General features: G+C 45.0%; 15 protein-coding genes. 6 read left to right on the top strand and 9 right to left on the bottom strand.

Annotated features, from left to right (window positions below; all coding sequences use genetic code 11):
* Nucleotides 1–38 precede the first annotated feature (38 nt).
* From rapZ to mazG, 8 genes are all read right to left on the bottom strand, one after another.
* A complete protein-coding gene (gene rapZ / locus ACAM39_RS11090) occupies nucleotides 39–914 on the bottom strand; it encodes an RNase adapter RapZ (RefSeq protein ID WP_369627715.1) in 876 nt (291 codons plus the stop codon).
* Between the two features lie 2 nt (nucleotides 915–916).
* A complete protein-coding gene (gene panC / locus ACAM39_RS11085; protein ID WP_369627714.1) occupies nucleotides 917–1,861 on the bottom strand; it encodes a pantoate--beta-alanine ligase in 945 nt (314 codons plus the stop codon).
* Nucleotides 1,862–1,880: 19 nt separating this feature from the next.
* Nucleotides 1,881–2,762: a 3-methyl-2-oxobutanoate hydroxymethyltransferase gene (panB, locus tag ACAM39_RS11080; RefSeq protein WP_369627713.1), complete on the bottom strand. Its 882-nt coding sequence runs from the start codon at nucleotides 2,760–2,762 to the stop codon at nucleotides 1,881–1,883.
* Nucleotides 2,763–2,975: 213 nt separating this feature from the next.
* The gene (folK, locus tag ACAM39_RS11075; RefSeq protein WP_369627712.1) at nucleotides 2,976–3,470 is read right to left on the bottom strand and encodes a 2-amino-4-hydroxy-6-hydroxymethyldihydropteridine diphosphokinase; all 495 of its coding nucleotides are present in this window, start codon (nucleotides 3,468–3,470) and stop codon (nucleotides 2,976–2,978) included.
* A complete protein-coding gene (pcnB, locus tag ACAM39_RS11070; protein ID WP_369627711.1) occupies nucleotides 3,467–5,656 on the bottom strand; it encodes a polynucleotide adenylyltransferase PcnB in 2,190 nt (729 codons plus the stop codon). Before pcnB ends, folK begins: the two co-directional genes overlap by 4 nt.
* A 237-nt stretch (nucleotides 5,657–5,893) precedes the next feature.
* On the bottom strand, nucleotides 5,894–6,277 hold the full coding sequence (locus tag ACAM39_RS11065; protein ID WP_369627710.1) for a ComEA family DNA-binding protein: 384 nt from the start codon (nucleotides 6,275–6,277) through the stop codon (nucleotides 5,894–5,896).
* On the bottom strand, nucleotides 6,270–6,956 hold the full coding sequence (locus ACAM39_RS11060; protein WP_050325281.1) for a hypothetical protein: 687 nt from the start codon (nucleotides 6,954–6,956) through the stop codon (nucleotides 6,270–6,272). Before ACAM39_RS11060 ends, ACAM39_RS11065 begins: the two co-directional genes overlap by 8 nt.
* Nucleotides 6,943–7,773: a nucleoside triphosphate pyrophosphohydrolase gene (gene mazG / locus ACAM39_RS11055; RefSeq protein ID WP_369627709.1), complete on the bottom strand. Its 831-nt coding sequence runs from the start codon at nucleotides 7,771–7,773 to the stop codon at nucleotides 6,943–6,945. The genes ACAM39_RS11060 and mazG overlap by 14 nt, the downstream gene beginning before the upstream one ends.
* A gap of 327 nt (nucleotides 7,774–8,100) precedes the next feature.
* Here mazG and ACAM39_RS11050 point away from each other — a divergent pair, with 327 nt between their 5' ends.
* A complete protein-coding gene (locus ACAM39_RS11050) occupies nucleotides 8,101–9,312 on the top strand; it encodes a nucleotide sugar dehydrogenase (protein ID WP_312534256.1) in 1,212 nt (403 codons plus the stop codon).
* An 83-nt stretch (nucleotides 9,313–9,395) separates the two neighbouring features.
* The gene (locus ACAM39_RS11045) at nucleotides 9,396–10,850 is read left to right on the top strand and encodes a phosphohexomutase domain-containing protein (protein ID WP_369627708.1); all 1,455 of its coding nucleotides are present in this window, start codon (nucleotides 9,396–9,398) and stop codon (nucleotides 10,848–10,850) included.
* A gap of 137 nt (nucleotides 10,851–10,987) precedes the next feature.
* Here the strand turns inward: ACAM39_RS11045 and ACAM39_RS11040 are convergent, their stop codons facing one another.
* Nucleotides 10,988–11,611, bottom strand: coding sequence for a thiol:disulfide interchange protein DsbA/DsbL (locus tag ACAM39_RS11040; protein ID WP_040403627.1), 624 nt, complete (start codon nucleotides 11,609–11,611; stop codon nucleotides 10,988–10,990).
* 543 nt (nucleotides 11,612–12,154) lie between these two features.
* Here ACAM39_RS11040 and ubiG point away from each other — a divergent pair.
* From ubiG to ACAM39_RS11020, 4 genes are all read left to right on the top strand, one after another.
* Nucleotides 12,155–12,889 (top strand): bifunctional 2-polyprenyl-6-hydroxyphenol methylase/3-demethylubiquinol 3-O-methyltransferase UbiG, encoded by a 735-nt coding sequence (gene ubiG, locus ACAM39_RS11035; protein WP_007116237.1) that lies wholly within the window; start codon nucleotides 12,155–12,157, stop codon nucleotides 12,887–12,889.
* Nucleotides 12,890–12,929: 40 nt separating this feature from the next.
* A complete protein-coding gene (locus ACAM39_RS11030) occupies nucleotides 12,930–13,640 on the top strand; it encodes an HAD family hydrolase (protein WP_369627707.1) in 711 nt (236 codons plus the stop codon).
* A gap of 112 nt (nucleotides 13,641–13,752) precedes the next feature.
* The gene (locus ACAM39_RS11025; protein ID WP_369627706.1) at nucleotides 13,753–14,523 is read left to right on the top strand and encodes a YciK family oxidoreductase; all 771 of its coding nucleotides are present in this window, start codon (nucleotides 13,753–13,755) and stop codon (nucleotides 14,521–14,523) included.
* Nucleotides 14,524–14,612: 89 nt separating this feature from the next.
* A complete protein-coding gene (locus tag ACAM39_RS11020) occupies nucleotides 14,613–14,879 on the top strand; it encodes a DksA/TraR family C4-type zinc finger protein (protein WP_007116234.1) in 267 nt (88 codons plus the stop codon).
* The last annotated feature ends 5 nt before the right edge of the window (nucleotides 14,880–14,884 follow it).

The raw sequence follows: 14,884 nt of genomic DNA, 5'->3' as shown, positions 1-14,884 counted from the left end.
AGTTATCAATCATCAGTAAAAAGTTGATTCAAAACGTGCTACCAGCGATTTTTTTCACGGTGCTTGATACGTACCACCATCTCTTTGGGTAGCGACTGGGTCAGTGACTCACCCAACTTTTCTGCGATATACACAGAGCGGTGTTTGCCCCCAGTACAGCCGATAGCGATGGTCACGGTATGGCGATTGTTGTGCAAAAAAGGCGGTAACCATTTTTTAAAAAAAGCGATAATATCATTCGCCATGTCATCGACTTCGCTGTAGTCATCAAAAAATGCTTTGACATCATCATCTAGCCCTGTCTGGTTGCGCAGTTCAATTTTCCAATGGGGGTTTGGTAGGGTGCGCACATCAAAGATAAAATCGGCATCAATCGGTGCCCCATATTTAAACCCAAAGGATAAAATATTGACGGTTACCGCATTATCCACACCCAAATGATCGCGAATGACTTCTTTGAGTTGGTGGATATTAAGTAGGCTTGTGTCAATCTTGATATCAGCGCGAATAGCAATGGGTTCTAAGATATCGATTTCTTTTTTGATGGCATTGGGTAGATTGCCCGATACCGCCATTAACGGATGCAGACGGCGCGTGGCGTCAAACCGTGCCACCAGGACGCTTTCCTGGGCAGTCACATACAGTATTTTAATCGCCGGTTTGCTATAAGTCTCTATCAGCTTATGATAGACCTCAGCAAACCGCGATAAGTCCGCCTGTGGTGAGCGTACATCCACACCAATGGCGATTTTATAAATTTGGCTGTCATGTACAAGTTTATCAATGGCACTAGGGACTAGCGAGAGTGGCAAATTATCAATTGGATAATAGCCAAAGTCTTCCATAATATTGAGAACCGATGTCTTACCCGAGCCTGAACGTCCTGAAACAATGATAACTTGTAGCTTTGACATAGTTAATCCTTCACAGATGCGGTGGTAAGTTGTTGATTAAAATCGCTAGCCGATGGCTGATTCAGTTCCTGATTCAGTTCGCGACTAAACTCTAGGTTATCTAAAAGCCGTGTTTTCTTGCCCAAAAAAGCGGCGGTCAAAATTACCAAATCTTTATCAGTGGGCTTCGGCGGTTGTAATAAGCGATTTTTAACTGCCAAATAATCCACTTTAAAGCCTGAATCAGCCACCGTCACGCGATTTAACTTATCAATTGCGCCGGCAATAATCTTGTCAAAATCGGCAAAATTGGCAGTTTTTAACTCACTGGCAAGCTGTTGCAAGCTTTTTTGTAAGGTGGGGGCAAGTTGACGTTCTGCTTCGCTTAGGTATTGATTGCGAGACGATAATGCCAAACCGTCCTCAGCCCGTACGATATCCACCCCGACAATCTCAATGGGGAAATTGAGCTCAGCGACCAACTGGCGGATAATGGCAAGTTGTTGATAGTCTTTTTTGCCAAATACAGCGATGTCAGGTTGGACGATATTAAACAGTTTACTCACCACCAAGCCGACACCATCAAAGTGGGTGGGGCGAGTGTTGGCACACAAGATTTTGCTGATATCGCCTGACAGCACTTGCACGTTGTTAGGGTAGGTCGGGTACATTTGTTCCACGCTTGGGGCAAATACAAAATTTGCCCCCGCATCGGTAAGTTTTGCCACATCAGCCGCTAGCGTGCGTGGGTAGGTATCAAAGTCTTCACCCACACCAAATTGGGTTGGGTTAACAAACACACTGACCACCACGATATCGGCAAGTTCCTTGGCTTTTTTGACGAGGGTCACGTGACCGCTGTGCAAATTACCCATCGTGGGAACCAGCGCTATCTTTGGCGCAGCCGCTTGATGGCGTAAAGGTTTTAAGGTGTCACGTAATGCGCTGATGGTATGAAATACTTGCATTTTTTTGCCTTTATGATTACTAAAAACTATGCGCTGGCGTTGGGAACGTACGGTCTTTGACCGCCTGATGATAGGCTTTAAACGCCCCGGTGATATCCTTGGTTTCGTTATGCTCGTCGGTCAAAAAGTCTTTGACAAACTTGGCAGGTTTACGGGTATATACCCCAAGCATATCGTGCATGACCAGCACTTGACCATCACACGCCACGCCCGCACCGATACCAATCACTGGCACGGGGAAAGTGTCACGCACTTTTTTGGCAAGCTCAGCAGGGACACATTCGAGCAGTAAAATGGCGGCGCCCGCCTCTACCACTGCTTGACAGTCAGCCATAAGTTTTTCCGCCTGAGCATCGGTTTTGCCTTGTACTTTGTAGCCACCAAACACATTCACGGATTGCGGCGTCAAACCTAGATGCACGCACGTCGGCACGCCGTTGTTGGCAAGCACTGACACAATTGTGGCAAGCTCGGCACCGCCTTCGATTTTGACCACATGCGCGCCTGCTTGCATCACCGCTTGGCTGGCATCGAGTGCGCGCTCCAGCGTCGCAACGCTCATAAAAGGTAAATCACATAAAATCAGTGCATGACTGTTGGCACGAGCCACGTTTTGGGTATGATATACCATGTCTGCGATTGTGACCGGCAAGGTTGAGGTTTGTCCTTGCACTACCATGCCAAGGCTATCGCCAATCAAAATCGTATCAATCGCTGCAACTTGCATGGCTGCTGCAAAACTTGCGTCATAACATGTCAAGCACGAGAACGTCTCGCCATTGGCTTTGAGTTTGTTTAAGGTGGATAAGGTCACAGGTAATTTAGGCTTGGTCGTCGTTGCGGCAGATGTTGACTCAGTTGTTGAATCAGGGTTAGATTCTAGGTTGCTAACGTAGCTCATGCGGTTTCCTTTAAAAAGCAAGGTTAAAAGAATCAAGGGTAAAAGAAGTAAAGCTAAAAGAAGCAAGGGCAAAAGAAACAGGCAAATACAAGAAATAGGAAAAACAAAAAACGTCAAACGTTACTTTATCAATGGTTTAATTTTTTGCGATTTCAAATCCATAGCGCCCATAATTTGTTAATTTTTACAAAAATCAATGTTAACTGATATGGGTTAAAGCACGGTTAATTTTTCCAAGCCCTGCCACTGTTGACTGGTCGGTAAATCTGCCAATTTTTGCCCATTTACCATAAGGGTTGGGTCAAGCTCTAGCATCGGAATTAGCACAAAATTACGCGCAAATAAGCCCTTATGTGGCACGGTTAAACGCGCATGGTTGATTGTGTCATCGCCATACAACAATACATCGACATCCAAACTACGCTCACCCCAGTGACGCAAACGCGTGCGCTTGGCAGCGCTCTCCAAACTTTGGCAAAAATCCAATAGCGCTAAGGGCGCCAAATCGGTATCAACTTTTACCACCGCATTAAAAAAATCGGGCTGGTCGGTGACCCCAAAGGCTTTGGATTGATACAGTGAGGATGCGGTAACATTGGCAAAGTGCGGCGATGCGTAAAACGCCGCAATAGCATTGGCAATATGCTGCTTTGGCGTACCAAGCGCGTTTGCGATATTGCCACCCAAACCGATATAGCAGGTAATCATGGCTGATGACCGTCGATTTTGACCGCGCGTTTGCGAGTGCGTTTTGCCGCTGCCTCGTCCTTAGTCACCGCTTCTGCTGGGACTTTACTATCAGTAACCGCTTTTTTACGCGTCCGTGGCGCTCGCTTTGGCTTTGGCTGTACCATGACATTTGCCGTGATATTTTCAACCGCTGATTCATTTTGTGGCGAATCATTGACGGTCTTAGTCACTGTATGAGTGTCGGTAACGCTGTTATTTTCACTGCTAAGGCTGACAGATTCGCCACGCAAATCACTAGCGGATGTTGCGATATCCGCTTGCTGACGTTGCTCCAAAATCGACCAGTTTGAGCTAGGGGTACGTCGCGTACGTTTGGCAGGTACACTGGCTGCCGATAAATAGGCTTTGTCGCGTTTGCGTGAGCGACCTAGGTTCGAATTATTTGGGTGTGAACTATTTGGGCGTGCGCTTGTCTCAGTATAAGCTGATACTGAAGCAGAAACTGTCGGCTGATATGGGTGGTCATCGTTTTGTGGCGCTGTGATTGGCGCTACAATCAGTGACTTAGCGGGTGCTGAGTTGGTGTGACTGGCAAGCGATAATTGCTGCAGCTGGGCTTTTTCAAGTTGCTGCTGCTGTGTTGGTTTGTGCGCTTTGCTAGACAGCGCTGTATCTTGCAGCAGTTCATGCTCGATTTGGCTATTTGCTGCCAACGGCAAACGACGTCGTTCGCGGCGGCGCTGTCCATGACTCAAATCGCTACCCATGTCTGCCTCATTATCACGCACCGTATCGCTAGTTTGGTAAGCAACACTGTCGTCCTCAAAACTGGTTTGATTGACAATATTGGCAAAGCGCAAACGTACCGATTCAAGGTCAAACTCATCAATCGCTTGCTGCTGCTGCTTGGCACCTAGGGTTTGAAACCACGCCCACCAATGCCCCATGCCATTGGTGCTTTCATCATCCAACGTAATCGCTGCGCCATGCTGCTTGGCAAGCGCTTGGTTTTTGGCTTCCACTTGCTCACGCATCATCAAAAAGTCATAGGCAGCCCGAAAACGTGGGTTTTCAAACAGCTTTTGCAGATTTTTTTTGCGCGGCTGGGCAAGTCTTGGCTGCATGAGCCAAATATCTTTAATAAACTGCTCGGCAAACTTGGGCATGGCTGTGTGCTGGCGCTGCTTATCCAAGACTTTATTGGCGGCTTGGTTTTGCGCGTCGCTAAACGGTGTGTTCTTTTTAAACTTATCCAATAAATACAGATAGTTTTCCCACAAAATAGTCGCATAAAAAAACGCAGGGTTAATGCTTTTACCACTACCTATGCGCCTATCGGTGTTTATGGTGACTTGGTTGAGTAGCGGTGTCACGGTTGTCGGTGGGTAAAACAACAATTGAGAAAACGCACCATAATCAAATAGCAGCGGTAACATCGGCACCAAGTAGCCGCCTGTGAACATTTTTTGCGTTTCATCGTACAAGCGGTGAGGGGATACTTGCGCCAATAATGCCCAGTTTTGCGCGTTGAATTGTTGGTTTAAGGCGTTATCAAAATCAAACTGCAATTTTGCTTTAAAACGCAGGGCACGTAACAGACGTACAGGGTCTTCTTCCACCCGTTTTTGGGTGTCACCGAGCAGACGAATGGTGCGGTTTTCAATATCGTTGAGACCCCCACAAAAATCATAAACGATGTCGTCAAATGGCTGATAGTACAGGGCATTGATACTAAAATCGCGGCGCACCACATCCTGATAGATATCACCCCACACATTGTCACGCATGATCATGCCGTCTTCGGTGAGATGATTGTTGTCCTTAGGCGGCGCGCGAAAGGTGGCAACTTCAATCATATCGCGACCAGAATACACATGACACAGCTGAAAACGCCTTCCGATGATGCGGCAGCGTTTGCCAAATACTTCTTTGATTTGGTTGGGGGTGGCGTTGGTCACAGCATCAAAGTCTTTGGGCTTTAAGCCTAACAAGGCATCACGCACCCCACCACCGACGATGTAGGCTTCAAAACCCGCCTGCGTCAGTGTGCTAATCACTTCTTTGATGGAGTTAGGTAAATCAGCTTTGTTTAAGCCCAGTTTTTTGGCATCACGCCGAGCCGACTGTCTATCTAAAATATAATCGGTTGGGATATTGCCAGCAGCGGTTGCCGTGCTAGGTGATTTGCGAGTTTTTTTTGCCATGTATAGTAACCAAAATCCATGAAAACGGCAGAAATTTATTAGCGGTTAGTGTACCAAATTTCTGCCTAACTAGGGATATTAATTCACGGTTACAAAAAATCCAGTGAGCGAAAATATTGTCTACTGATTGATTATCTGTAGGACGTGAGCGCTACAGGATGAGACGGTTTGCTTGCTAGTACAGAATATATAAAAGATGAGAATAGGCTTGTGATAATTGCCCATGCTTTGCTATCACTATTGGGTGGTAATGCGGTGGCGATTTTTATCGACAGTCGCTTTACCGATACCTTTGACGTTGGCTAGGTCATCCGCTGTGGCAAACGGCGCTATCATTTGCCGGTATAAAATAATTTGCTGGGCTTTTTTGGCGCCGATACCATCAAGCTGTGTAAGCTGTGCTTCACTGGCGGTATTGATATTAATCACTTTGGGCGAATTGGCAAGGACATTTGCAGAGGATTTTTTGGTATTACCGTTAGTCCCCGTCAAATTTGTCACTGCCAAAAAAGCCTGCTCGGGCGTCATGGTTGGGGTACAAATTGGTTGGGCATAAGCAATGCCACAGTAAACTACAAAAGCATTGGTAAGCAAAACGTTTTTTAACCATCGGCTAATCATTATTGAAACCTAAATCTTCTTGTATTGCTTTTTTGGTTTTTGCCAAGAATGGGGCTTGAGAAATAAACACAATAGACCACTGAAATGCGCCTTTTTGATTATATTCTTCCGCAATATAGTGATACTGATAATAACGCAAACTAAATGCCACGCTTAACCATATCATTAACATGGCAATAAAATACATTGGGTTTGGGGTTTTTCCCTTAAAATACTGATAAAAAATCAAAGCAGCCAATGCAAACAAGCTGAAAAACCAAAATACCGCCCCAATCCCCCAAACAACTATTTTCCCACTTGACATATAATGGACTTGGTATGATTGAGAAAAACTAAATCCGCTTAACACTAACATAAATAAAGCTAATGATACCATCAAAAAATTTGCGTGATTTGTTTGAGTGAGTATTTTGATAAATAGAAACAGAAATATAAAATTGGCATATATGGCTAATATTCCATAGTAACCTTTTATAAGGGCGAAAGGTGAGTAGATTGTCCCAAAAAGAACAACCGCAATTCCAGGCAAAATGCCCCCGCTCATAGTAGAAAAATCGATAGCGGGTAGTAGCAGTGAAAGCGAATAAGTCGCACCAATGAAGAATAGTAATAGGCTATACCTTTTTCCATTAGTGTTCAGATTTAATAATAGTGGCTTTAAGTCATTAAGGTTTGTCATGTTTTTCCTTTAACTTTGCCAAATCCCACAAGTTATCCATTTCTGCTAAGCTAGCAGTTTCAGGGGTTTTACCCATTTTAGCGAGCTCATCTTCAATAAAGCCAAAACGAGAGCGAAATTTATGCACGGTGGTCAAAGTTGCTTTTTCGCTATCAATGCCCAGTTTGCGGGCAATGTTAACTAGGGCAAAAAAACAATCCCCCAGTTCTTTTTCTAGCAGCGCTTTTTGCTCAGGCGTCGGTTTTTGACCATCGATTGGTAAGATTTCTTTGAGCTCTGCCACTTCTTCATCCAATTTGTCCACCGCACCCGACACCACATCCCAGTCAAAACCGACTTTATTGGCAGTTTTTTGTAGTTGTTGCGCTTGCATTAACGCTGAGCCTGCCTTGACCGCATCAAGGGTGCGGCGATGTTTTACCAGTTTACCCCGTTTGGCTTTTTCGGCATTTTCCAAGGCTTTGATTTCATCCCAGCGTTTTTTGACATCTTCATCGGTTTTTAGATTTTCTTTGTCAAACACATGCGGGTGACGGCGAATGAGTTTTTGTTGTAAGGTGAAAATCACCTCACTGATATCAAACTGCTGCTGCTCTTGGTATAGACAAGTGTGAAAAACCACTTGTAGCAGCACATCGCCAAGCTCACCCTTGATGTCGTCAATGTCGCCCGATTGTATGGCTTCGACGAGCTCATAGGTTTCTTCTAGGGCATAGGGAATGAGGCTGTCGTTGGTTTGTTTTTTATCCCAAGGGCAGTCTTGGCGCAGTCGTGCCATTAAGGCAATGAGGTCGGCAAAATTGGAAGTTGGTTGCATCGTTATCTCTAAAGGGTGATTGATAGTAAATGATGAAAAATTCACAATATAATTGACCTAGCTATTTTAGCGCATTTGACATGGCAATCTAAGTCCATTGGTAAGTATTTGCCTTGACAGTCTAGATGCCTAAAATACAGAGGCTTTAAATACAAATACTTAAAACACAGAGGCTGCAAAATAATCGTTGTCATCGCTATGCCATTTTGTCAAACTATAGTGATATTGGCAAAAACTTACCTAATTTAAAAATATAAGAAATATCAATGCTGAAAATAAGCGACGGTGTCGCTAATTTTTGCTGCGATTCGTAAGGTTCCATCACCCATGATTACAACTATTTTTGTCATTGGGGCAGGCTATGTCGGTCTGTCCAATGCGGTACTTTTAGCCCAGCCAAAACTTGCTAACCAAGTCACCTTGGTCGATATCGACGCCCAAAAGATTGCCCAATTACAACAGCAAGCGTCGCCGATTGACGATGCGTTGATTGCGCAGTTCTTGGCAACCCAGTCCTTGAATTTAGCGGCGCAGTTGGTAAGTGAGGCGGATTTTTCAACCGCAGATTTGGTGATTATTGCCACACCGACCAACTACGATGTCGCCACTGGCAAATTCGATACCTCATCGGTGGAAGCCAGTATCCAAACCGTACGCGCTCACAACGTACAAGTGCCGATTGTGATCAAATCGACTGTGCCGATTGGATTTACCGTTGACATGCAGGCAAAATTTGATACGCGTATTTTGTTTATGCCGGAGTTTTTGCGGGAGGGCAAAGCGTTATATGACAACCTGCATCCGTCACGTATTATCGTTGGCTGTGATATAAACCATGTGCCAGCGCTGCAAGATGTTTGCCACCAACTAATCGTCCAATACCAAACTGCCAGCGAACAAACTGACACGCTAAGCCAAACACCAAGCCAAATTATGCCGCCCACCGAGGCGGAGGCGGTCAAACTATTTGCCAATAGCTACCTTGCCACACGTATTGCATTTTTTAACGAGTTAGATAGCTTTGCCGAAAGCATGGGGCTTGATAGTGAGTCGATTATCACCGGTGTGAGCTTAGACCCGCGGATTGGCATGCATTACAACAACCCATCATTTGGGTATGGTGGCTATTGTCTACCCAAAGATACTCAACAGCTCAAAGCCAATTATGAAGGGATTCCTGCCAATGTGATTCATGCGGTGGTGGATGCCAACAATACCCGCAAACGCTTTGTTGCCCGTCAAATTATCGCCAAGCAGCCTAATACCGTGGGTGTGTACCGCTTGAGCATGAAAAAAGATGCCGATAACTTTAGAGATTCTGCAATTTTGGACATTATTGAACTGCTCAAACAACATGCCATTGATGTAAAAATCTATGAGCCCAGTCTGTCGTCACCGCAGTTTATGGATTGTCCCGTAGTCAATGATTTAGCGAGTTTTTTGGAAACGAGCGATGTGATTGTCGCGAACCGATTACATCCCGAATTAGCGCACGTCAAGACAAAAGTGTATAGCCGCGATGTGTTTGGTGATAGCTGATCATTGCCAGTGAATAACTGATTGTGAATAATTAACAGTTAATTGAATGACATTCTTAATTCTTAATCCCATGAGCCACGTATATGAATGATTTTTCTCCCATCACAATTTCGTCTTTTAAAGCCTATGACATCCGCGGCGAACTCGGTAAAAATCTTGACGAGGACATTGCCTACCGTATCGGACGTGCTTTCGCTCAATTTTTAAGTGCACCGCTATCAAATCAGCAAAAATCAGCGATTGTGATTGGCTGTGATATCCGCCCCAGTAGTGAAGCCCTTAAAAAAGCCACCATTCAAGGCATATTAGATGCGGGCATCGATGTGATTGATTTGGGCATGACAGGCACTGAAGAAGTGTATTTTGCCACCAGTCACTATGGCGCGATTGGCGGTATTGAAGTGACCGCCAGTCACAACCCCATCAATTATAACGGGCTAAAATTGGTGCGTGAACAGTCCAAACCTATTAGCGCGGATACCGGCTTGGCAGACATTCAACAAATCGCAGAAAAAGGCGCATTTAAAGCGGCAGCCAGTAAAGGCGAGTATCAGTTAAAAGCAGACAAAACCGCCTATATCGACCATCTGATAAGCTATATTGACGTCAACGCGTTACGACCTTTGACAGTGGTCGTCAACTGTGGCAACGGTAGTGCCGCGCCAACGATTGATTTGCTTGAGCAGCGTCTACAAGCTGCCAACGCGCCTATTAATTTTGTCAAAATCAATCATGCGCCCGATGGCAGTTTTCCCAATGGTATTCCCAATCCCATGATTATTGCCAACCGTAAAGTGACGGCAGACAAGCTGTTGGCAGAGAAAGCGGACTTAGCGATTGCGTTTGATGGCGATTTTGACCGCTGTTTTTTCTTTGATGAAAACGCTCGATTTTTGGAGGGCACCTATGTAGTAGGGGTGCTTGCCAAAGCTTTCTTGGATAAAAACCCTGCCGAGGCGATTGTCTATGACCCGCGCAATATCTTAAATACCGAAAGCGTCATCGCGGCGGCCGGTGGCAAAGCGATCATCAGTAAGTCAGGGCATTCTTTTATCAAACAAGTCATGCGTGAAAACAACGCAGTGTATGGCGGCGAGATGTCTGCGCATCATTATTTTCGCGATTTTAACTACTGCGATAGTGGCATGATTCCTTGGTTATTGGTGATTGAATTGCTATCAAAATCAGGCAAAACAGAGGCGCCAAAAAAACTGTCGCAACTGGTTGATGAGATGATTGCCGCTTTTCCCATCTCAGGTGAGATTAACTTTAAATTAGACGGTATCACTGCGCCCGCAGTATTGGCAAAACTTGAAGAGAGCTACCCACAATTTGATAGCCAAACGGCGACCCTCGATAAACTTGATGGCTTGTCGGTCAATTTTCCACGCTGGCGCTTTAACGTCCGCGCTTCTAACACCGAGCCACTGATTCGTCTCAATGTCGAAGCAAGCGGTGATAAAACGCTATTGGATGAAAAAACCAAACAGCTAGAAAATTGGATTGTGGCACAAGGCGGCACGCCAGCCGACCACTAGGTTTTATTAACTACCATAAAAAAGCCGCTCCTATAAAAAAAGCCGTTTCAATGCTAATTCATTGAAACGGCTTTTTTACTATTTAAGCTAAAACCATCTAGGCTAAAACTATTAATCCTCAGCAAATGGCTGTCGGATTATTTACCACCACGCTCAGCACGGGCTTTATTGATGAGATAGTTAACCACTTGTGGCACTTTACCATCCTCACCCTCAACAACGTATTTGCCATCAACCACAACCGCAGGTACCCCTGATAGTTGGAAGCGCTGCGCCGCATCTTTTGAGCGTGCGATACGGGTATTCACTGCAAAAGAATTGTACATGCTGTTAAATTTATTGATATCCACGCCTTTTGATGCGTACCATTGACCGATAGAGGCTTGATCAAACAATTTTTGACGGTCTTTTTGAATGGCGTCAAACATCGCTTGGTGGGTTTTGCCTTGATAACCTAACAACTGCGCAGCATAAAAACCGCGCGCGTTTTGTTCCCACACAGGGTTCATCGCAGCTGGTGTCTGCATAAATACCACATCAGCGGGCAATTTTTTCGACCACTGTGCCATGTAAGGTTCTAATTTGTAGCAGTGTGGGCAACCATACCAAAAAAATTCACGAACAATGATTTTATTGCCTTCAATTTTTTCTGGGTTTGCAAGCACCTTATAGTCTTGACCCGCTACAAAATCTGCAGCTTGGGTTGATAAACTGGTCAAGCCGATAGCGGCGGCGATTGCGGTCATTGCTAATTTTTTCATGGTTGCCTCATTAACAGTCAAATCATAGGGTCTAGCACGGCTCATATCTTATAGTATCTTATAAAGAATAGTATCTTATAAAGAATAGTATCTTATAGAAAATCGCTTGCTAGCAGGGCTCAAAATACGAAAATACCTGCGCGTTATACTATCATAAATTGAGGACGTGCCTAAGTGTAATCCTTTGTAAACTAAAAAAAACTACAGTGGTGAAAAACATAAGCAATATGTTAGTTAAATTTTCTAAATTACAAAGTATGCTTTTTAAGTTTATTTTATTAGTACTGTCCAAAATTGGGCAGTTATGCGGCTGGGTAGTAATCAGCTATTTTACGCTACAATTTTACGCTATCAGCCTGCCACATAAATTCTACAGCGCATGGGCTAAAAACTGTTAGAATAAGGCTATTTTTGATAGCAATTGTGGTTAGCAAGCAACCGCATTTCAAAAAACGCGATAACACGCTATTGAAGTAACGCTATTAAAATAAAAAGTATCGAATTAAAAAAATAGCGAAGTAAAAATCAAACGGAACTATCATCATGACACAACCGAACCTACAGCAAAACGTCGACTTACAAGAAGTACAAAAATTCACCGACCTTGCCAATGAATGGTGGGACAAATCAGGCGCGTTTGCCACCTTGCACCAAATCAATCCGCTACGCTTAAACTGGATTGAACAGCAAACCATCGCCCGCCAGCAATCAGGCTTAACAGGCAAAAAAGTGTTAGACGTCGGCTGTGGTGGTGGTATTTTGTCGCATAGTATGGCAGTGCGCGGTGCCACGGTGACGGGTATTGATTTGGGAGAGGCGAACATCAAGGCAGCACAAATCCATGCCGAGCAAACTAGCCAAGCGATTGATTTTGCTTGTGTTGCGGTAGAAGATTTTGCCAAAGCGCATGCTGGTGAGTTTGATGTGGTGACTTGTATGGAAATGCTCGAGCACGTGCCAGACCCGCAGTCCATTATCAATGCTTGTTTTACCCTGCTCAAACCCAATGGCGTATTGGTACTATCGACCATCAATCGCAACCCAAAATCCTACCTGTTTGCGGTGATTGGCGCTGAATACTTATTACGCTTGTTGCCACGCGGCACACATGATTATGAAAAATTCATCACCCCAGCTGAGCTAGATCGTTTTGCCCAGCGCGCAGGCTGCAAACGCCAAGATTTAATTGGTTTACATTACAATCCCCTTATCAAGCACTATTGGCTGGCACAAAATGTTGACGTTAACTACATGATGGCAGTCTACAAACCTCAGTAGTTGGCTTTACTTAAATATTAATTGTTGATTTGAGCAAAAAATGACTGAAAAATGCCAAGCTGTATTGTTTGATCTTGATGGTACCTTGATTGATACCGCACCTGATTTTGTCCGCATTATTAAAGTGATGTGCGCCAAACATCAGCACCCAGCGCCCAGTGATACTGCCATTCGCGAGCAAGTTTCTGCAGGCGCCAGAGCGATGGTCAAGCTGATGTTTGGCGAGCTTGCCAATGTGGCTGAGGATGAACCAACCTTGTTGGCTTATCGGCAAGAGTTTTTGGACACCTATGAAGCTGATATCTGTGTCGATAGCCGCTTGTTTGATGGGCTTGATTCGCTGTTAAAAAATTTGGAATCACACGGCATTGTATGGGGCATTGTCACCAATAAGCCACGTTATTTGGCGGAAAATTTATTAGAGAGACTTCAGCTAACTGAGCGCTGTGCTGTACTGGTATGCCCTGATGATGTCAAACACACCAAACCTGACCCAGAGCCCATGTATTTGGCAGTAGCGCGTTTGAATCAACAACTTGGGCGTCAGTTACAGCCTAAAAATTGTGTGTATGTCGGTGACCATATTCGTGACATTCAAGCGGGCAATGCGGCGAACATGCGCACGATTTTGGCAGCTTATGGTTACATTCCCCCTGAAGACCAAGCGGATTTGGGCAGTTGGGGCGCAGACAACATCATCCATAGTGTCGCTGAATTGACCGCTTTGCTGGGCGATTGGACGGATGCTTGAGCGGACACTTGAACAAGCGACTAGGCGGTTGATGCATAAACAAGGTGTTAACAATTTGACCAATTTTTAGGAAATTTTTTAGCAAGCTTTTGAGAAAAATTTTGAGGAAACTATGACTTTAGCAACGCATGATGATATCCGTAACTTTATCCCACCTGCCGACTGCCTAACGGGCAAAAATATCCTTGTCACAGGGGCAGGTGATGGCATCGGTAAAGCAGCAGCGCTAAGCTATGCAAAATATGGCGCGACTGTGCTACTACTTGGCAAAACCGCGAGCAAGCTTGAAGCCGTGTATGACCTAATTGAAGCAGAAGGCGGTGCACAGCCTGCCATGTTACTGATGAATTTAGAGAGCGCAAGCTACACAGAAATGCAGCAATTGGCGATTTTGATTGAGCGTGAAGTCGGGCATTTGGACGGTGTTTTACACAATGCAGGGTTGCTCGGTGTATTGACCCCACTTGAGATGTATGACCCGATTATTTTTGAGCAAGTGATGAAAGTCAATTTTAATGCCACCTTTACCCTTACCCAAGCTTTGCTACCGCTACTCAAATCTGCGCAAAGCGGCTCAGTGGTTTTTACCTCTAGTAGTGTTGGCAGCCGTCCACGCGCATTTTGGGGGGCGTATGCGCTGTCAAAATTGGCGGTAGAAGGGATGAGCGATATTTTTACCCAAGAAACCCAAAAGACCACCACCCTGCGTTTTAACTGCATCAATCCCGGTGCCACGCGTACCCAAATGCGTGCTGCTGCTTATCCGAGCGAAAACCCCAACACCTTGCTTGCGCCAGAAGACTTGATGAGTGCGTATGTTGCCTTGATGAGTGATGAAGCGGCAGGTATCAAAGGTCAGGTGATTGATTTACAGCCACAATAAAATGGCGCGATAACGGCTTTAATACGCTATTGAAATTTGACAAAATCACTACCATATTATGATTAACCTATTAAAATCTAAGGAAAAATATGGCAAGTGGTTGGGCTGCGGATGGCGCAGAAAACGAGCAAATTGAAGCGACTATTAATGACGCGATTGAACGGGCAAAACGGGCATTGCCACAGGGCGAGAGTCTAACCCATTGTGAGGAGTGCGATGCCCCGATTCCCGAAGCACGGCGTCTTGCCATGCCTGGGGTGCGCTTGTGCGTGCGTTGTCAACAATCCCTAGAACAGCATCAGCAAAAAGTTGAGCTATTTAATCGCCGTGGTAGTAAGGATAGCCAATTGCGCTAAGCGTA

The organism is Moraxella sp. K02 (assembly GCF_041154755.1).
Classification (GTDB): Bacteria; Pseudomonadota; Gammaproteobacteria; order Pseudomonadales; family Moraxellaceae; genus Faucicola.
The sequence above is the reverse complement of the archived record's forward strand: the minus strand, read 5'-3'. Positions and strand labels throughout refer to the sequence as shown.